Below are 16,927 nucleotides of genomic sequence, written 5' to 3'. Positions count from 1 at the left end.
GTGACCTGTCAGACATAGCGTTCCCCGCACGTTTCGAATGAGGCGGCCAAATGGTCGATCCATACGCGCACCGCAGGCGTGACACCGCGTCTGTGAGGGTATACCGCCTGCAGGTAGCCGCCTGGCAAGGACCAGTCCGGGAGCAGCCTGACAAGTTCTCCACGCTGCAGCTGCTCTTCACAAAACAGGCTGGGCAGGGCGGTGAAGCCCAGGCCCGCGCGTACAGCTGCATTACGTACCACGAAATCGTCCACTGACAGCCTGGGTTCGAGCGCCAAGGCGCGCAGCTGGCCCCCAGGCCCTTGCAGCCTCAGGTGTACCAGGCGGTCGGCTTCGGGTGCGCCGAGCACCGGCAGGTCGGCTAGCTGCTCAGGCTCGCGTACCTGTGGGGCAAAACCAGGCGCGGCAACCAGTTGCATCTGTGCCTGACAAAGTCGCCGGGTCACCAGCGTAGGGTCCTCATCGCCCAGGTCACGCACACGCAGCGCTACATCTATACCTTCGGAGATCAGGTCCACCCGACGGTTGAGCAAGACCAGGTCCAGTTGTACGAGCGGATATTGCCGCAAAAACTGGGTCACCACGTCCGGCAAGAACGCATGACCCAAGGCCACCGGGCAGGATACGCGTAGCCTGCCGCGCGGTTCACTGCTCATGCTGGCTACCGCTTCCTCGGCAGCCTCGGCTTCGAGAAGCATGGCCTGGCAGTGATGCAGGTAGCGCTCGCCCACGGCGGTCAGTTTCACCTGGCGTGTAGTGCGCTGTAGCAGGCGCATCCCTAAGCGTTCTTCCAGTTCGGCGATTCGACGGGACAACCTTGATTTCGGAATGCCCAGTTGGCGTCCGGCGGCGGCGAAGCCGCCTGCTTCGACGACGCGGGCAAAGTAGAACAGATCGTTCAAATCCTGCATGGGCAATGCTCATTGTTCCAGGGATAGGACAAACTAACGCGATTGGGGGCACTTATCATCCATTACTCGCTTAGGTAACATCGTTCCCATCAAACATCTCCCGCTTCAACCCCTTTTCGCAGGAGCACCTCATGAAACTGCTGCACATCGATTCGAGCATCCTGGGTGACAACTCGGCCTCGCGCCAACTGAGCCGTGAGGTCGTAGCCGCTTGGCAGGCCGCTGAGCCAAACGTCGAAGTGGTCTATCGCGACCTGGCAGCCGATGCCATGGCTCATTTCTCGGCCGCTACCCTGATGGCTGCCGGCACGGGTGAAGAGCTGCGCGATGCAGCCCAGGCCTTCGAGGCCAACCTCAGTGCCGAGACCCTCGAAGAGTTCCTGGCCGCCGATGCGGTGGTCATTGGCGCACCGATGTACAACTTCAGCGTGCCGACCCAACTCAAGGCGTGGATCGACCGCATCGCCGTCGCCGGCAAGACCTTCCGTTACACCGAAGCTGGCCCGGAAGGCTTGTGCGGTGACAAGAAAGTGGTGCTGGTTTCCACGGCAGGTGGTGTGCACGCCGATCAACCTACCGGGGTAGGCCATGAAGACTTCCTCAAGGTGTTCCTGGGCTTCATCGGCATTACCGACCTGCAGGTGGTTCGGGCTCACGGCCTGGCTTACGGTCCGGAGCAGCGTATCCAAGCGATTACCGCTGCACAGGCGCACATCGAGAACTATCTGTTCGCCGTTGCGTGACGGCGAGGGTTCGCCTTAGCGCAAGTTGAGGGTCGCCTAGGCGGCCCTTTTTCATGCGCGGCCACCGCATTCCGCTAACGGCGACACAGCCTACTGTTGCGCAACGCTAGGGCTCAACTGTAATGGTGGGTCATCGAGGAATAGCCTTATGCTGTAACGAAATATGTATAAGCGCTGAAGAAGGAAGCCGCAATGCCGCTCAAGGACCTGCTCATCGCTCTGGTGGTAATCATCGCCTGGGGCGTCAACTTCGTCGTGATCAAGGTCGGGCTCGATGGGTTGCCGCCCATGTTGCTGGGGGCGCTGCGTTTTCTCCTTGTGGCATTCCCCGCGGTGTTCTTCATCAAGCGGCCAAACCTGCCCTGGCGTTGGCTGATCGCGTACGGCGCGACCATCTCCCTGGGGCAGTTCGCATTTCTGTTCCAGGCCATGGCCAGCGGCATGCCACCGGGGCTGGCTTCATTGGTCCTGCAGTCCCAGGCCTTCTTCACCCTGGGCTTCGCCGCGCTGTTTCTGGGCGAGCGCTTGCGCGTGGCCAGTGTGCTCGGGCTGCTGGTGGCCGCTGGTGGACTGGCGCTGATCGGCAGTGAAGACGGCAGCCATGTTCCCACGCTCGCGCTGATATTGACCTTGTGTGGCGGGGCGATGTGGGGCTTGGGCAACATCATTACCCGCCGCTTCGGATCGATTGACCTGGTGGCATTGGTCATCTGGGGCGGCTTGATCCCTCCGCTGCCCTTTCTGCTGCTCTCTGGCTGGCTGGAGGGGCCTGAACGCATCAGCCAGGCGCTCACGCACATCGGCTGGCACTCGATTGCCGCGCTGGCATACCTGGCATTCGTCGCCACCATCCTGGGCTACAGCCTCTGGAGCACGCTGTTGTCGCGCCATCCGGCTGGCAAGGTCGCGCCTTTTTCGCTATTGGTGCCTGTGATAGGCCTGAGTTCGTCGGCACTGCTGCTGGGTGAGCGCCTGACCGAAACCCAGGGTTGGGGTGCCTTGCTGGTCATGTGTGGTTTGCTGGTGAACGTGTTTGGTGCCCGACTCGGCCAGCGGCTCAGGGCCGCGAGGGCCTGAGTAACTGCGGGCGCTACCCGTTTTTTTCGAGTTTTGATTGACCAGGCTCATGTTGTTGGTCGGTTACAGTCGCCCAGCAGGCACGGATATGCTTCCCTGGCTACGTTTTGGTAGGGAGGACCGCAAACGATGCGAGTCAGGGACGAAATCTATTGGCAGTGGGCCGATGCACAACTGCACAGCCGCTGCCACGACGAGGCGCTCAGCGACGGCACGACCCTGGATGTGCAGGTGCGCCTGTCCAGGCAAGGCGCAACTCAACTGTTTCTTGGCCTTTACGCTCGCGACGGGCAGGCTCTGGTGGAGGAGTATTATCCCGCCCGCTGCGGCGAAACCATGACCCGCGCGCTGGTGTGGGGTGTGGAGCGCGCTCGGGCATTGGCCACGGGCGCCACGCCGTTACCCCATAAGGCAAAAAGGCGCGCATGAAAAAGCCCGGCGCGGTGGCCGGGCTTGAGACCGCGTGAGGGTCAGTACTGCGCTTCGATCACCTTCACGGCATGTTGCGTACGCGCCTCTGGCCATTGCTGTTGCAGGGTTTGCAAGACACGGCCGACGAACTCGGTATCGGCAGCCGCCTTCTTGCCTACATAGCCCTGGCCTCGGCGGTAGGCCTTGAAGCGCGCACGCATGCTTGGCAGGTGCTCCTGGAATTCATCTTCAATCGTGTTGGGTGGCAAGCGGTCCAGGCGCACTTCGCCGCTTTGGCTCACCCACAGCAGATGGTCATCAAGGCTGTCCTTGCGCGTGGCGAACAGCTTGGCCAATTGATCAATGGTCGGATTGTCGTTCAAGTTCATCATAAAGCCCCCATTACCCAGTTTCAGGTGATATTCACAGTTGGCGCTATCGCGATGTAGCGCGTTTCCAAGGCTGCTACTGCAGCTTTGCAACAGGGGCTTTCTCACGCTGCCTTTTGGACAGTTCCCTCTCCACGGGCCGCCTGCGTTACCGCGCAGGCGGCCTGGAACACCCTTGCCACGACTCCCGATCAGGGAGACGGCCTCATCATGCACAAGCGCGATGAACGGCGTCAACCGTTTTGTAGTGATTATTTTTGCTCACTACATTTTCGTAGAGTTGTCCGACAATCCTTGGTTTCAGAGCCCTGAAAGAATCTCGAATGCCGCGCGGACCCGGGCTTCGTTGGGGTAGTTGCGGTTGGCCAGAAGCACGATGGCCAACCCTTCTGATGGGACGAACGCTGCATATGAACCGAAACCGTTGGTGGAGCCGGTCTTGTTGTACCATGCTGCCGCCAACGGAGCGGCTGGCGGCTGCAGCCGTTGTGCCGGCTGGGGGCCTCGTATCATCTGCGGACCATTGCCGGTGAGGAGGGTGCGCAATGTGACGGGGTACGCATAACGCTCCCAGCCCAGGCCTTGTGTCATCTCACCGATCTGGGCGTAGCCATTGCGGGTGATGAGGACGGCGCGGGCCAAGGGCGCGGGCAGATCGTCGGGCTGCATGTTCAAGCGCACGTAGCGCAGCAGGTCGCTGGCACTGGTCTTGATGCCGTAGGCTTGTTGCGCGTAAGGGCCAGGGTTCACGCGCACAGGCTTGTCGCTGGCATCGTAGCCTTGGGCATACAGGCTACGTGCATCGCTGGGCACATCCAGGTAGGTACTGTGCAGGCCCATGGGCTTGAGCACGTTTTGCTCAAGCAAGGTGGCAAACGGTTGATGCTGGGCACGGGCGGCCAGGTCGCCGAACAGGCCCAGGCTCGGGTTGGAGTAACACCGTTGGGCACCCGGCGTGCCTTTGGGCTGCCATTGCCGCAAGAACGTCACGATTTGCTGGGGGGAGTTCACGGTGTCGGGGAACTGCAAGGGCAAGCAGTCAGCGCTGTAGGTGCCCAGGTCCTGCACGGTGGCGTCCCCCATGGGAGTACCCCCCAGGGCCGGGTGATAGCGTTTGGCAGGGGCGTCGAGGGCGAGCTGGCCTTCGGCATTGGCCACGGCTACCAACGTGGCGGTGAATGTCTTGCTCAGCGAGCCGATTTCGAACAGGGTGTCGCGGCTAACGGGCACGCCGCTGTCGCGGCTGGCGACGCCGTAGCTGAAGTAATGAGCGTGGCCATGGGCATACAGCGCGACGGCCATGCCGCTGATGCCCTCGGCCTGCATCAGGGGGCCGATGACGGTGTCGACTTTAATTCGCAGCGGATCATTGGCGTAGGCGGATGACCAGGGTGCGCCGAGCATGAGGGCGACCGCAATATAGACGGAGCGGGAGCAGATCATTGAAGTTCCTTGGCTGAGTGTCCGTTGCGCGATACCGGCAGGGGTTCCGGCGTTAGCGCCTGGGGACGCAAAACCTTATCCTCCGTGCTTGCCCAAAGACAAGACGGAACGGAACTGTGATGAAGTATCTGCGCATGCTGTTCGACAACTTCACCCTGGCGTTGCTGGCCGTGGTGGCGATTGCCACCGTGCTGCCTTGCTCAGGTCAGGGGGCTGTGTATTTCGGCTGGCTCACCAACCTGGCGATCGGTTTGTTGTTCTTCCTGCACGGGGCCAAGCTCTCGCGGGAGGCAATCATCGCTGGGGCGGGGCATTGGCGCCTCCATCTGCTGGTGTTTTCCTGCACGTTTGTGCTGTTTCCACTGCTGGGCATGGCGTTCAAGCCGCTGTTCCTGCCACTGGTGGGAGATGAGCTTTACTTGGGGGTGCTGTACCTCTGCGCGTTGCCTGCCACCGTCCAGTCGGCCATTGCGTTCACCTCGCTGGCACGGGGTAACGTGCCGGCGGCCATCTGCAGCGCAGCCGCCTCCAGCCTGCTGGGCATATTCCTGACCCCAGTGCTGGTGATGTTGTTGCTGGGCGCCAGCGGAGACACCGGCTCAGGTCTGGACGCAGTGCTCAAGATCACCTTGCAGTTGCTGGTGCCGTTCGTGGCCGGGCAGCTCGCCCGCCGCTGGATTGGTGCCTGGGTCAAGCGCAATGCGCGCTGGCTGAAGATCGTCGACCAGGGCTCGATTCTGCTGGTGGTCTACACCGCCTTCAGCGAAGCGGTGGTCACAGGCTTATGGCACACCGTTTCGCCGCAGCACCTGGCAGGCCTGTTCGCCGTCTGCGGCATCCTGCTGACCGTGGTGCTGGTAGGGACGAGTTTGCTGGGTAAAGTGTTTGGCTTCAATCTGGAAGACCGGATCACCATCCTGTTCGCAGGCTCGAAGAAGAGCCTGGCAACCGGGGTGCCGATGGCGCAGGTGCTGTTCGTCGGGAGCGGCATTGGCGCAATGATCCTGCCACTGATGCTGTTCCACCAGATCCAGCTGATGGTCTGCGCCGTGCTGGCGCAACATTACGCGAGCCGCGAGCAGGATGATATCGAGGTGCCAACGGTCCGATGAACCGGTGATGGTTGCAGCCGACCTGGGCTGCAACCCTCACGGCGCCTGAATCAGAAGTTCGCGGGGGTATTGGCGCTGATGATCTCCGCTTCGTCCTGGCCAATATTCTTGAAACTGTGGGGCAGCGTGGTTGGGATGTAGTAGCCGTCACCGGCATTGAGCACGCTGACTTGGCCATCGACCCACAGCTCGACGGTGCCTCGGGTGACAAGCCCGCACTCTTCACCCTCGGCGTGCACGATGGGCTCGCCCGAGTCGGCTCCTGGGGCATAAAGCTCGCGCAGCATACGCATTTGCCGGCCCTCGACGCTGGCACCCACCAGCAGCATGCGCAACCCGTTGCGACCCAAGTCGGGCTGCTCGCCTGCCCGGAACACAAATCGCTCCTCACGCACGGGTTCATCGAAGCTGAAAAACTCTGCCAGGCTCATCGGAATGCCCTCCAGCAGCTTTTTCAAGGAGCTGACTGAAGGACTGACGCGATTCTGCTCGATCTGCGAAATGGTCGAGTTGGTGAGCCCGCTGCGGCGCGCCAGCTCTCGCTGCGAGAGGTTGTTGCGTTCACGCACTAGTTTGAGTCGCGTCCCCGTGTCCATAGCCGCCTTGTGATAAGAGGTGTCAAGAATAATGAGCGAGGCGCATTAAAACATACTCTCAAGCCTTGCGCGCTGCGGTTTGCCAGTGCAGGCCGTTGGCGATGCCGGATGGGTCATCGCCAGGCGAGATACGGCGCCCTTATTCCGCTCTCGGGCCTGGCCACATGCTGCGCAGCACCCCGTCACGGCGAACCCAGGCGTGCATCAGCGCAGCGCCCACGTGTACCAGTACCGTGGCAAACAACAGGTAACCCGCCCAGCCATGCGCCTGGCGCAGCACGGCATACAGCTGCACGTCATGAGGCGCGATCGCCGGCAGGTCGAGCGGGCGAGGGTACCCGCCGGCCGAGAGCATGGCCCACCCCAGCAAGGGCATGGCAAGCATGAGGCCGTACAGAAGCAGATGCGAAGCGCCCGCAGCCAGGCGCTGGACAGCTGGCAGGTCCTGGGGCAGGGGCGGATGGGGAATACTCAGGCGCACGATGATGCGCGCTATCACCAGTACCAGCAGCGCCAGCCCTGTGCCCTTGTGCAAACTGACCAGCACTGGATGACGGACCGACAGGTCCGTGACCATGCTTACCCCGATGAAGAGCATGGCCAGGATCAGAATCGCCATCGACCAGTGCAGCACGCGGGCGACGGGATGAAAGACGGTGGGTTTCATGGTCGGGCTCCAGTGCTCAAGGACTCGCGGCTACGACGGTTGAACGATTCGGAATAGGCCGCTGAACGAGCCGCGAGTATAGGGTCGGCGGTAGGTTCGATGCCGCGGGGCAGGATCAAGGGATCGAAGTTGAGGTCGCGGCAGGCACCCTGTTCCGGTGCGTCGACCTGTTCAAGCACCAACGTGCCTGCGTTGACGCTGCGCCGGTTCGCAGGCCAGGGTTTGGCGGGGTCGTCGATGGCGTCATCCGGCTCGGCAAGTACCAAACGCAGGGTCCAGCGCAAGGGCCCCTGCGCCAGCCGTCGCTGCAGGTCATGTTGCAGAAACAGGGGGTCGTCTACCTGCGCCGGCAACGCGGTGTAGGGCGTGAGCGGTTCAAGCTGCCAGCGCACCGGGTGGGCATTGCCGTCGGCATCGATCAACTTGAATGCATTGATGCTGTGGTACTGGGTGTTGGCGAAACTGTCGCTGGGCTTGTAGCTGGCGGCCCATTGCCGAAACGCGGCGCTTTCGGGGTGGGTTGCAAAGAAGGCCTGTACCTTGGCAGGGTCCGGCTTGCGCGTCGCCGGGTCCGGGGTGTTGGCAAGCACCTGCTCGTAGAACGCCTCGGCCGTACTCACTGCCAGTACGGGCGGATTGTTCATGCCTGTCCTCCAGACTTGCCCGTCATCGGTGGAGAGCTCGATTGCCAGGCTGCGCACGGGGATGCCGGTGTCAGGCGCGAACGGGTTGGCACCGCCAATGGCCAGGCGGCCTATCACCGGCACGCGCGCCTGGGTGAACGCCCGTGCCGTCGACAAGCTTGCCGCTTGCCCGCTGGCCTGGAAATAGCCGCTCACGCACAGGCCTTTGGAGTGGTTCTTGCGATAACCCGGGTAATGCCCAGCCTGGGCCTCGAACGTATCGATGATGCGCTGTGGTGTGAGCGCGGAGGGGCCAAGCCAGCCGGCGCTGTAGGCAAAGCCCGCACCGGCAGCCAGCATTAACGCGCCGATTGCCGCAAGACGCCAGGCCTTGGCCTGGCCCTGCAAAGGTTGGTTCATGGTCAGTCCCGTTGATTTCACGAAAGGTGCCAGTACGACGCTGCACTGAAAAAGTTATTCCTCGGGTGGGAATAACTTTTTCTCCAGCGCGTCTGTTCCCTACACTGCCCCATCATTGCCCGGATACTTTCCATGCAGGACTTGGACGACCAACAATGGCGAGCGCTGCTGGCCCGACTGCGCCGCTTCGCCATCTGGTTGACTCGCGAGGCGGGGAGTGCCGATGACCTTGTGCAGGCCACGGTCGAGCGTGCCTTGAGCCGGCGTCAGCAGCATCAGGATCCCGATGCCCTGCGCGCCTGGCTGTTCACCATCCTTTATCGCCTGTTTCTGGATGGCAAACGGCGAGAACGCCTGCACGCCCGCTGGCTCTCCTGGTTCGCCAGCAGCAGCGCGGCCGAAGAAGTGGCTGGCGACAATCTTGAGGACATCGTGCTGGCCCAGGCGGATTTGCAGGCATTCGGCCGACTCAAGACCGAGCAACGTGCCTTGCTGTTGCTGGTGAGCGTTGAAGGTCTGAGTTACAAGGAGGCTGCCCAGACGTTGGGCATTCCCATCGGTACTGTCATGTCACGCCTGTCGCGCGCGCGCGATGCCCTGCGCGCATTGACCGAGGACAGCCCTCGACCACCGGCCTTGCGGAGATTGAAATGACACGTCTTATGCCTAGTGAAGAAGAGCTTCATGCCTACGTCGATGACCGCCTGGACCCGGTGCGCCGCGCCGAAGTCCAGGCCTGGCTGGCCAGCCATCCCCAGGCTGCGCAACGCGTTGAAGGCTGGCTCGCCGATGCGCGCCAATTGCGTACGGGCCTGGCGGGCCTTGCGCAGCCGCGGGCGAGCACGCTGGTTGATCGGGATCAGCTGCGGCGACAGGCGCGACACCGCCTGCAGCGTCGCTGGGCAAGTGCTGCCGCGATCGTAGTGGCCTTGGGCGTAGGCGGGCTCGGTGGGTGGCAGGCGCGCGATGCCAGCCTTGCTGACGTAAAACCCATGGCTGATGCCGTGCAGGCTCACCGCTTGTTCGCCGACAGCCAGGCGCTGGACATCCAGGCGCGTGATTCCGATCAATTGCGCACTTGGCTGCAAGCGCACTTTGATCAGGTGGGGCAACTGCCTGACCTGGCAGGCTACGGGTTCACCCCCGTGGGCGCCCGACTGCTCAGTAACGAGCAAGGGCCGGCGGCGCTGGTGGTGTTCGAAGATGGGGTGGGGCGCAGGATCAGCCTGTTCCTGCGCTCACCCGGCAAGCACTTCCGGCGCATGCCGCAAGGGCAGCGCATCGATGGTCAGCTTCAGGCCCGGTACTGGTCCCATGGTGCGTACAATTTCGCCCTGGTCAGCGCCGCCGATGATGGCCGGGGTGTCGGCATCGGGGAGGCCTTGCGCACGACGTTGTGAGCCGGACGAGACCCCGTGCGCGCCCAGGCTGGCTTAGCTGAGCTCTAGCCAGATGGGCGCATGGTCCGACGGTTTCTCCATCGCGCGCAGTTCGTAATCCACTCCCGCAGCCTTGATCCTCGGGACCAGGCTTGCCGAGGCCATGATCAGGTCGATGCGCAGGCCTCGCTTGGGCGCGTCTTCGAAGCCACGGCTGCGGTAGTCGAACCAGCTGAAGCGGTCGTCGACACCCGGGTGCAGATGCCGGAAGCTGTCTACCAGGCCCCAGCCTTTCAAGCGCTCCATCCACTCACGCTCCTCTGGCAGGAAGCTGCATTTGCCGGTCCTGAGCCAGCGCTTGGCATTGTCTGGGCCGATACCGATGTCGCAGTCTTCTGGCGATATGTTCATGTCGCCCATCACCAGCACGGGTTGGTCATTGCGAAACTGGCCTTCGAGCAGTGCTTGCAGGTCGGCGTAGAAACGCTGCTTGGCCGGAAACTTGGTGGGGTGGTCACGGCTTTCGCCCTGCGGGAAATAGCCGTTCATGACGGTAATGGGGTTGCCTTGGTGGTCGGCGAAGGTGCCCCAGATGAAACGGCGCTGAGCGTCTTCTTCGTCCGTTGCGAACCCCTTGTGAAGGCTCAAGGGTGCCTGGCGCGACAGCAGGGCGACACCGTAGTGGCCCTTTTGCCCGTGGTAATGCACGTGATAGCCCAGGGCCTGGACCTCGGCTAGCGGAAACTGATCGTCGCTGACCTTGGTTTCCTGCAGGCCGATGATGTCCGGCTGGTGCTTTTCGACCAGGGCGGCCAACTGGTGTGGGCGCGCCCGCAGGCCGTTGATGTTGAAACAGACGATCTTCATGCAGAGACGATCCCGGTAAAAAGGCGCGATGCTAGCCGACATCGGCGTTGATCACCAGCATGGTGGCGCGTAGGCGCCACTGGTGCAGCGCCAAGGTGAACGATGGGCGGCATTGTGCCTCCAAGGCCTATCAGCCAGCCCAGAAGGTTCCCCTCCATGTATCAAGCCCCTGCCGCCGAGGCCCGCGTTTGCCTGCTCGATTCCGGTTACCGCCGCGAAACCCGGGCACTGCTGTACACCGTCTACCGGGACGACCCAACCTTCGCTTATCTGCTCGAAGCGCATCGCCCCGGTTATGAGCGGCGCCTGCGCACACTGCTGCGCGAGTGGGTCCGCCAGCATTTTTACCTGCAGCTGCCCGCCGTCGGCCTGCTACTCGACGATCGTCTGATCGGCGTCGCGCTGATCGTCCCGCCCCTGCGGCGTCTGGGTGTGGCAGACAGTTGGGCCTGGCGTTTGCGCATGATGGTTGGCGCAGGGGTGCGTGCCACCCGGCGCTTCATGGCTTACCAGGCGGCCGTCTCGACGTGCCGGCCTACCGATCAGGTGCACGTGTTACCGCTGCTGGGTGTGTTGCCAGTGCTACAAGGCCAGGTGTATCCGACCCAGTTGTTACATGCGGTACAACACTGGTGCAGAAATGATGGAGATGCCCAAGGCATCGTCGTCGACACGGGCAATGACGAACACGTGGCGTTTTATCACACCCAAGGCTTTGTCGAGACCGGTGAGGTCGCCATTGGGACAGTACGCCAACGCGTCTTGATGTATGACAACGCTCAGGCCGGTGAGCCATTGGCGTGAATGGCGTTTGGGTTGGCTTCTTTTACACTGTTGGTCTGGTAGCATGCGCGGGATGACATATTCAGGAAGAGTTCGCTGGGGCCTGGTGATCTGGGCCGTTAGCTTTGCTGCATGGGGCCAGAGCGAATTGGTGGTGACGGTCAAACCGGCCAACAAGGCGCTCAAGGCCAATGTCGAGGGCTATATCGGTAGCTTGGGTGACCGCGACGAGCAAGCGCTGCTGCGTTTCAGTCGCGGGGCCGAGGAGCAGGCGCGCAAAGCGGCCCAGGCGCTGGGCTACTACCAGGCCCAGATAAGCACCGACGTCAAGCCGCCTAGCGGTGATGACGGTTCACCGCGATTGGTGGTGAACATCGTGCCTGGCGAGCCGATTCGCCTGCGCAACGTAACCGTGCGCGTCGAGGGGCCGGCCAGTGACATGACCGCCTTCAGGGTGCCTTCCGGCGGCGCCCTTCGCGCTGGCCAGCCACTGAACCACGGCGTCTATGAAGATGCCAAGCGTGTCATTCAGAACCAGGCCTCACGTTATGGCTTCTTCGCAGGCCGCTTCAGCCAGCAGCGCCTGGCCGTCGATCCACGTGCTGGCGTGGCCGATATCGATCTGGTCTACCAAAGTGGGCCGCGGTACCGCTTGGGCGCGGTCACCTTCAGTGGCGATACGCCGTTGGACGACGATCTGCTGCAGCGTATGGTCTCGTTCAAGCCCGGTACACCCTATGATTCGGAGCTGATTGCCGAACTCAACAACGATTTGCAATCGAGCGGCTACTTCGAGGGCGTGCGCGTAGACGCCGCGCCCACGGCCGCTGTCGCCCAGAACATTCCGGTCGATGTGCGCCTGGAAACCCGCAAACCCCGTACATTAGGCCTGGGCCTTGGCTACTCCACCGACGTCGGTCCGCGCGGCAAGGCCAACTGGACTCGCCATTGGGTCAACCCTCAGGGGCACAGCTATGGCTGGGAAGCGGAGCTGTCGGCGCCGCGGCAAAACGTGGGGTTGTGGTACGACATCCCGTTGGACCCACCATTGACGGACAAACTGCGTTTTGCCGGGGGGTACCAGAACGAGGAACTGGCGGGTACCGACACCCTCAGCAAGCTGTTGACGGTAGGCCCTGAATGGCACAGCAAGCTGCCCAATGGCTGGCAGCGAGTCATATCGCTCAAGTACCAACGCGAAGAGTACCGGCTGGGGGACGATGCGGGCCTGAGCAACCTGCTGATGCCCGGTATCAGCTATTCGTTTCTGCGCAGCGACAACCGCATAGACCCCCACAATGGCTATCGCGTGCAGTTCGAAGCGCAAGTGGCCAAGGAAGGTGTCGGCTCCGATACGAACCTGCTGCGCGGCAACGTGTTGCTCAAAGGGCTTACGACGGTAGGCCAGAATCACCGTCTACTGGGCCGCGTGCAGTTTGGCGGTAGTGCCACCAACGGTTTCCAGAACAGCGTTCCGCCTTCGCTGCGGTTTTTCGCCGGTGGCGACCAGAGCGTGCGCGGCTATGACTACCAGACGCTGTCGCCAAAAAACAGCGATGGGGATCGCATCGGTGGTCGCTACCTGGTGGCGGGCAGCGTCGAGTACCAGTATTCCCTGACGGACAAATGGCGCCTGGCAACCTTCGTCGACCAGGGCAATGCGTTTAATGACTTCGAATTGCCCAACCTGAAGACGGGCGTCGGCTTCGGCGTGCGCTGGGTGTCACCGGTAGGGCCGCTACGCCTGGACCTGGCCAAGGCCCTGGACGACGACGGCGGCATCCGCCTGCACTTTTCCATGGGGCCTGAGCTTTGAAACCTGTAATCAAATACATGCTGCTGGGCCTGTTGGGGCTCGTGAGCATCCTGACCCTGACCATCGCGTTGCTGATCGGCACAGAGGGCGGCAGCCGGTGGGCGCTGGGCAAGGTTCCCGGGCTGAGCGTAGAGGGCTTCGCAGGACGGCTGGCGGGCACTTGGCAAGCGACTCGTCTTTCCTACGTCGATGGGCAAACCCAGGTTCTGGTGCAGGCGCCCTTGCTGAACTGGTCCCCGGCGTGCCTGCTGCGTGGGGCTTTGTGCATCGATCAGCTGCACGCAGAACGTATCGACATGGCGTTTGCCCCTTCGACCGACGTCAGTGACGACGGCCCGCTGCAATTGCCCACAGTGGACTTGCCGCTTGCCATCGAACTGGGCGAGGTGCAGATCGGGCAATTGCGTCTGGATGGCAGCGACCTGCTTGGTGATCTGCAACTGGCTGCGCACTGGACCGGTGAGGGCATGCGCATCGACAGCCTGCATCTGACCCGCGACGATTTGAAGCTGGACCTGCAAGGTGACGTGAAGCCCCAAGGCGATTGGCCTGTGCAGCTACAGGCCCAGGTGCAGCTCCCTGCCATGGGTGACCAGCCATGGCAACTGGCATTGCAGGCCACGGGTCAATTGCAACGCTCGCTTGACCTGACCGGCACTAGCAGTGGGTACCTGGATGCCACTCTTGCAGGCAAGGTCCAGGCGTTGGCCGAACACCTGCCCGCCAGCTTGAGCATTCAGTCCAAAGCGTTCAAACCGTCGGAAGCACTGCCCGACACCCTGCAGCTCGATGACCTGGTGCTGCTGGCCGATGGGAACCTGGAGACGGGTTATGCATTGACCGGTTCTGCCAACTTGCCAGCCGAGCAGTCGCCCATCGCTCTGGCCTTGTCCGGCGTGGTCGACAGCAAGGGCGCCGTGGTCAAGGGCCTTGATCTCAACGCAAGCGATAGCCAGCAGGTGAAGCTGCAAGCCAAGGTCGACTGGCAGGAGGGCCTGGCAGCGGACGCGCAATTGGTTTGGCAGGACTTCCCCTGGCTGCGCCTGTACCCATTGGATACACCACCCGAGGTGACGCTCAAGCGCCTGAATGCAGAGGTCCGCTACCGCGACGGTCGCTATGAAGGCAGCTTCGATGGCGATCTGGACGGGCCTGCCGGCGCTTTCAAGGTGGCGAGCCCCTTCGAAGGTGACCTTGAGCAGGTCACCTTGCCAACGCTGGCGCTCACTGCGGGGCAAGGCAAGGCAACTGGCCGTGTGGCCGTACGCTTCGCCCAAGCACTCGCCTGGGACGTCGACCTGCAACTGTCGGCGTTGAACCCGGCCTATTGGGTTGCGGAACTCCCTGGAACATTGGCCGGGCCGTTGCGCAGCAAAGGCCAGGTGCAGGGCGATGACCTGTCGCTCGACGCACAGCTTGACCTCAAGGGCCGCCTGCGTGGTCAACCCGCTGTACTCAACGTTCAGGCGGACGGGGCCGGGCAGCGCTGGACCCTAGCAGCCTTGCGCGTACAACTGGGCGACAACCGCATAAACGGCAGTGGCAGCCTGCAACAGCGCCTGGCCGGCAAGGTGGACATCGACCTGCCACGCCTTGGGCAGCTGTGGCCCGAGCTGCAGGGCCAGGTCAAGGGGCAGCTGGACGTGGCCGGCACCCTGCAGGCGCCGCAAGGCACACTGGCTCTGCGCGGTACCGGGTTGGCCCAGGCCGAGAATCGCTTGCAGCAACTGAACCTGTCGGCCCGTCTGGACGACAGGCAACGGGCCAATATCGACTTGAAGGTCACGGGCATTCAGGCGGGTGATACCGACCTCGGTACGCTGCAAGCGGTCGGCAATGGCGACATGCGACGACAAGCATTGACGCTGGCGTTGAACGGCCCGCAGCTGAAGTTGGACGTGGGGCTGGACGGGCAACTGGACGATGGTGACTGGCGCGGCCGCCTGGCCACTGGGCGGGTACAGGCTGGCGGACAAGACTGGCAATTGCAGGCGCCTGCCAAATTGCAGCGCCTGGCCAGCGGTCAGCTGGATTTCGGTGCCCATTGCTGGCGATCCGGGCAGGCCAGTCTGTGTGGTGACGATCAACGGTTGGCGCCTGAGCCACGCCTGCGGTACCACCTCAAGCGCTTCCCGCTGGACAGCCTGGCGCAGTGGATGCCCAAGGATTTCGCATGGCAGGGTCTGCTCAATGCCGACATCAACCTGGACCTGCCCGCCAGCGGCCCGAAGGGTACGGTGGTAGTGGACGCCAGTGGCGGCACATTGCGCGTCAATGACGGTAATCGCTGGGTCGATTTCCCCTACCAGACCCTGCGACTGGATAGCACCTTGGCACCGCGGCGTATCGATACGCGTCTTGCATTCCGTGGGGAGCGCCTGGGACAGCTGAATCTCACAACGCGCATTGACCCACTGGGCAAGGACAAGCCGTTGTCCGGTGATTTCAACCTGGCTGGTCTCGACCTTTCGGTCGCCCGTCCCTTCGTGCCGATGGTGGAGCACCTGGCTGGGGAGCTCAAGGGTAGCGGGCAGCTGTCCGGCACATTGTTGGCGCCGCAAGTCAACGGTAGTGTGAATTTGAGCGGTGGCCAGATCACCGGCGCCGAACTGCCGACCCAGTTCCAGGACCTCAGCCTCCAGGCCCGGATCGCGGGTGAACAGGTGCAGCTTGCCGGCACCTGGCGCAGCGGCAGCACCGGGCGCGGCCAGGTCGATGGTAGCCTGACCTGGGGCCAGGCGCTGGGGATGAACATCCGCGTGCAAGGGCAGCAGTTGCCCGTCACGGTCGAACCCTATGCCACCCTGGAGGTGGCGCCGGACCTTACCTTGCAACTGATCGACGACAAGTTGGCAGTCACAGGCAAGGTGCAGGTGCCCAACGGCAAGATCACGGTGCGCGAGCTGCCCCCCTCGACGGTCAAGGTTTCCGACGACACGGTCATCGTGGGCAACCAGACCGAGGAGGGCAAGCCGCCCATGGCCATGGCCATGGATATCGATGTAGAGGTAGGACGAGGCAAGCTGTCGTTCAGTGGTTTCGGCCTGACTGCCAACCTGCTGGGGCACGTACATATCGGTGACAATCTCGATACGCGCGGCGAGTTGAGCCTGGCCGATGGTCGCTACCGCGCCTACGGCCAGCGGCTGACCATCCGCCGCGCCAGGCTGCTGTTTGCCGGTCCGATCGACCAGCCCTACCTGGACATCGAAGCGATCCGCCAGGTTGATGACGTGATTGCCGGCATCCGCTTGAGCGGCAACGCCGAGCAACCGACCAGTACGGTGTTCTCCGAGTCTGCCATGAGCCAGGAGCAAGCGTTGTCCTACCTGGTGCTTGGCCGTCCGTTGGGAGCATCGGGTGAAGACAACAACATGCTGGCCGAGGCCGCATTGGGCCTGGGACTGGCTGGCAGCGCAGGGATCACGGGGAATGTGGCATCGCGTCTGGGCATCGACGACTTCCAGCTCGATACCGAGGGTTCAGGCAACACTACCAGTGTGGTGGCCAGTGGCAACCTGACCGAGAAACTCAGCCTGCGCTATGGGGTAGGTGTGTTCGAGCCGGCGAACACCATCGCTCTGCGCTACAAGCTCAGCAAGAAGGTGTATGTCGAGGCTGCCAGTGGAGTGGCAAGCTCGCTGGACGTCTTCTACAAACGGGACTTCTAGTCGCCACCCAAGGTTGACG

The 16,927-nt window shown here is 62.7% G+C and carries 16 protein-coding genes; 9 read left to right on the top strand and 7 right to left on the bottom strand.

Features of this window, described 5'->3' with window-relative positions; all coding sequences use genetic code 11:
- Positions 1–8: 8 nt before the first annotated feature.
- Positions 9–911, bottom strand: coding sequence for a LysR substrate-binding domain-containing protein (locus tag FH041_RS07535; protein ID WP_027915550.1), 903 nt, complete (start codon positions 909–911; stop codon positions 9–11).
- 131 nt (positions 912–1,042) lie between these two features.
- Between FH041_RS07535 and FH041_RS07530 the strand changes: the two genes are divergently transcribed.
- From FH041_RS07530 to FH041_RS07520, 3 genes are all read left to right on the top strand, one after another.
- On the top strand, positions 1,043–1,654 hold the full coding sequence (locus tag FH041_RS07530; RefSeq protein ID WP_140174363.1) for an FMN-dependent NADH-azoreductase: 612 nt from the start codon (positions 1,043–1,045) through the stop codon (positions 1,652–1,654).
- Between the two features lie 192 nt (positions 1,655–1,846).
- Entirely contained in the window at positions 1,847–2,731 is an 885-nt protein-coding gene (locus FH041_RS07525) for an EamA family transporter (RefSeq protein ID WP_028687733.1), read from the top strand.
- Between the two features lie 129 nt (positions 2,732–2,860).
- Positions 2,861–3,160, top strand: coding sequence for a hypothetical protein (locus FH041_RS07520; protein ID WP_027915553.1), 300 nt, complete (start codon positions 2,861–2,863; stop codon positions 3,158–3,160).
- A 41-nt stretch (positions 3,161–3,201) separates the two neighbouring features.
- On the opposite strand, the gene FH041_RS07515 is transcribed toward FH041_RS07520, so the two are convergent.
- Both FH041_RS07515 and ampC read right to left on the bottom strand, forming a co-directional pair.
- Positions 3,202–3,534: a hypothetical protein gene (locus FH041_RS07515; RefSeq protein ID WP_023533476.1), complete on the bottom strand. Its 333-nt coding sequence runs from the start codon at positions 3,532–3,534 to the stop codon at positions 3,202–3,204.
- Between the two features lie 297 nt (positions 3,535–3,831).
- Positions 3,832–4,974 (bottom strand): class C beta-lactamase, encoded by a 1,143-nt coding sequence (gene ampC / locus FH041_RS07510; protein ID WP_027915554.1) that lies wholly within the window; start codon positions 4,972–4,974, stop codon positions 3,832–3,834.
- A gap of 119 nt (positions 4,975–5,093) precedes the next feature.
- Between ampC and FH041_RS07505 the strand changes: the two genes are divergently transcribed.
- Positions 5,094–6,086: a bile acid:sodium symporter family protein gene (locus tag FH041_RS07505; protein WP_027915555.1), complete on the top strand. Its 993-nt coding sequence runs from the start codon at positions 5,094–5,096 to the stop codon at positions 6,084–6,086.
- A 50-nt stretch (positions 6,087–6,136) separates the two neighbouring features.
- On the opposite strand, the gene FH041_RS07500 is transcribed toward FH041_RS07505, so the two are convergent.
- From FH041_RS07500 to FH041_RS07490, 3 genes are all read right to left on the bottom strand, one after another.
- A complete protein-coding gene (locus FH041_RS07500) occupies positions 6,137–6,682 on the bottom strand; it encodes a cupin domain-containing protein (RefSeq protein WP_027915556.1) in 546 nt (181 codons plus the stop codon).
- A 139-nt stretch (positions 6,683–6,821) separates the two neighbouring features.
- Positions 6,822–7,349, bottom strand: coding sequence for a cytochrome b (locus FH041_RS07495; RefSeq protein ID WP_027915557.1), 528 nt, complete (start codon positions 7,347–7,349; stop codon positions 6,822–6,824).
- On the bottom strand, positions 7,346–8,398 hold the full coding sequence (locus tag FH041_RS07490) for a catalase family peroxidase (RefSeq protein WP_049696145.1): 1,053 nt from the start codon (positions 8,396–8,398) through the stop codon (positions 7,346–7,348). The genes FH041_RS07495 and FH041_RS07490 overlap by 4 nt, the downstream gene beginning before the upstream one ends.
- Before the next feature lie 126 nt (positions 8,399–8,524).
- On the opposite strand from FH041_RS07490, the gene FH041_RS07485 reads away from it, so the two are divergent.
- Positions 8,525–9,046 (top strand): sigma-70 family RNA polymerase sigma factor, encoded by a 522-nt coding sequence (locus tag FH041_RS07485; RefSeq protein WP_027915559.1) that lies wholly within the window; start codon positions 8,525–8,527, stop codon positions 9,044–9,046.
- A complete protein-coding gene (locus FH041_RS07480) occupies positions 9,043–9,792 on the top strand; it encodes an anti-sigma factor (RefSeq protein ID WP_027915560.1) in 750 nt (249 codons plus the stop codon). Before FH041_RS07485 ends, FH041_RS07480 begins: the two co-directional genes overlap by 4 nt.
- A gap of 33 nt (positions 9,793–9,825) precedes the next feature.
- Here FH041_RS07480 and xthA read toward each other — a convergent pair whose 3' ends face one another.
- The gene (gene xthA, locus FH041_RS07475) at positions 9,826–10,638 is read right to left on the bottom strand and encodes an exodeoxyribonuclease III (RefSeq protein ID WP_023533543.1); all 813 of its coding nucleotides are present in this window, start codon (positions 10,636–10,638) and stop codon (positions 9,826–9,828) included.
- A gap of 156 nt (positions 10,639–10,794) precedes the next feature.
- Here xthA and FH041_RS07470 point away from each other — a divergent pair, with 156 nt between their 5' ends.
- Genes FH041_RS07470 through FH041_RS07460 form a run of 3 tightly spaced genes read left to right on the top strand, consistent with a single transcriptional unit; the run spans position 10,795 to position 16,908 of the window.
- On the top strand, positions 10,795–11,442 hold the full coding sequence (locus FH041_RS07470) for a GNAT family N-acetyltransferase (protein ID WP_027915561.1): 648 nt from the start codon (positions 10,795–10,797) through the stop codon (positions 11,440–11,442).
- 52 nt (positions 11,443–11,494) lie between these two features.
- Positions 11,495–13,237, top strand: a complete 1,743-nt coding sequence (locus FH041_RS07465) for an autotransporter assembly complex family protein (RefSeq protein WP_027915562.1) — start codon at positions 11,495–11,497, stop codon at positions 13,235–13,237.
- Complete coding sequence (locus FH041_RS07460) at positions 13,234–16,908, top strand: translocation/assembly module TamB domain-containing protein (RefSeq protein WP_140174362.1); 3,675 nt, start codon at positions 13,234–13,236, stop codon at positions 16,906–16,908. Before FH041_RS07465 ends, FH041_RS07460 begins: the two co-directional genes overlap by 4 nt.
- Positions 16,909–16,927: the final 19 nt, after the last annotated feature.

Source organism: Pseudomonas sp. SWI7, assembly GCF_006351945.1.
Classification (GTDB): domain Bacteria; phylum Pseudomonadota; class Gammaproteobacteria; order Pseudomonadales; family Pseudomonadaceae; genus Aquipseudomonas; species Aquipseudomonas fulva.
This window is presented reverse-complemented; position numbering and strand designations above follow the sequence as displayed.

What these genes read in the sequence shown, in the direction of transcription:
- FH041_RS07470 (WP_027915561.1), top strand. Translation starts at nt 10,795, where the DNA reads ATGTATCAAGCCCCTGCCGCCGAGGCCCGCGTTTGCCTGCTCGATTCC.
- FH041_RS07535 (WP_027915550.1), bottom strand. Translation starts at nt 911, where the DNA reads ATGCAGGATTTGAACGATCTGTTCTACTTTGCCCGCGTCGTCGAAGCA.
- ampC (WP_027915554.1), bottom strand. Translation starts at nt 4,974, where the DNA reads ATGATCTGCTCCCGCTCCGTCTATATTGCGGTCGCCCTCATGCTCGGC.
- FH041_RS07515 (WP_023533476.1), bottom strand. Translation starts at nt 3,534, where the DNA reads ATGATGAACTTGAACGACAATCCGACCATTGATCAATTGGCCAAGCTG.
- FH041_RS07485 (WP_027915559.1), top strand. Translation starts at nt 8,525, where the DNA reads ATGCAGGACTTGGACGACCAACAATGGCGAGCGCTGCTGGCCCGACTG.
- FH041_RS07520 (WP_027915553.1), top strand. Translation starts at nt 2,861, where the DNA reads ATGCGAGTCAGGGACGAAATCTATTGGCAGTGGGCCGATGCACAACTG.
- FH041_RS07495 (WP_027915557.1), bottom strand. Translation starts at nt 7,349, where the DNA reads ATGAAACCCACCGTCTTTCATCCCGTCGCCCGCGTGCTGCACTGGTCG.
- FH041_RS07525 (WP_028687733.1), top strand. Translation starts at nt 1,847, where the DNA reads ATGCCGCTCAAGGACCTGCTCATCGCTCTGGTGGTAATCATCGCCTGG.
- xthA (WP_023533543.1), bottom strand. Translation starts at nt 10,638, where the DNA reads ATGAAGATCGTCTGTTTCAACATCAACGGCCTGCGGGCGCGCCCACAC.
- FH041_RS07530 (WP_140174363.1), top strand. Translation starts at nt 1,043, where the DNA reads ATGAAACTGCTGCACATCGATTCGAGCATCCTGGGTGACAACTCGGCC.
- FH041_RS07480 (WP_027915560.1), top strand. Translation starts at nt 9,043, where the DNA reads ATGACACGTCTTATGCCTAGTGAAGAAGAGCTTCATGCCTACGTCGAT.
- FH041_RS07505 (WP_027915555.1), top strand. Translation starts at nt 5,094, where the DNA reads ATGAAGTATCTGCGCATGCTGTTCGACAACTTCACCCTGGCGTTGCTG.
- FH041_RS07465 (WP_027915562.1), top strand. Translation starts at nt 11,495, where the DNA reads ATGACATATTCAGGAAGAGTTCGCTGGGGCCTGGTGATCTGGGCCGTT.
- FH041_RS07500 (WP_027915556.1), bottom strand. Translation starts at nt 6,682, where the DNA reads ATGGACACGGGGACGCGACTCAAACTAGTGCGTGAACGCAACAACCTC.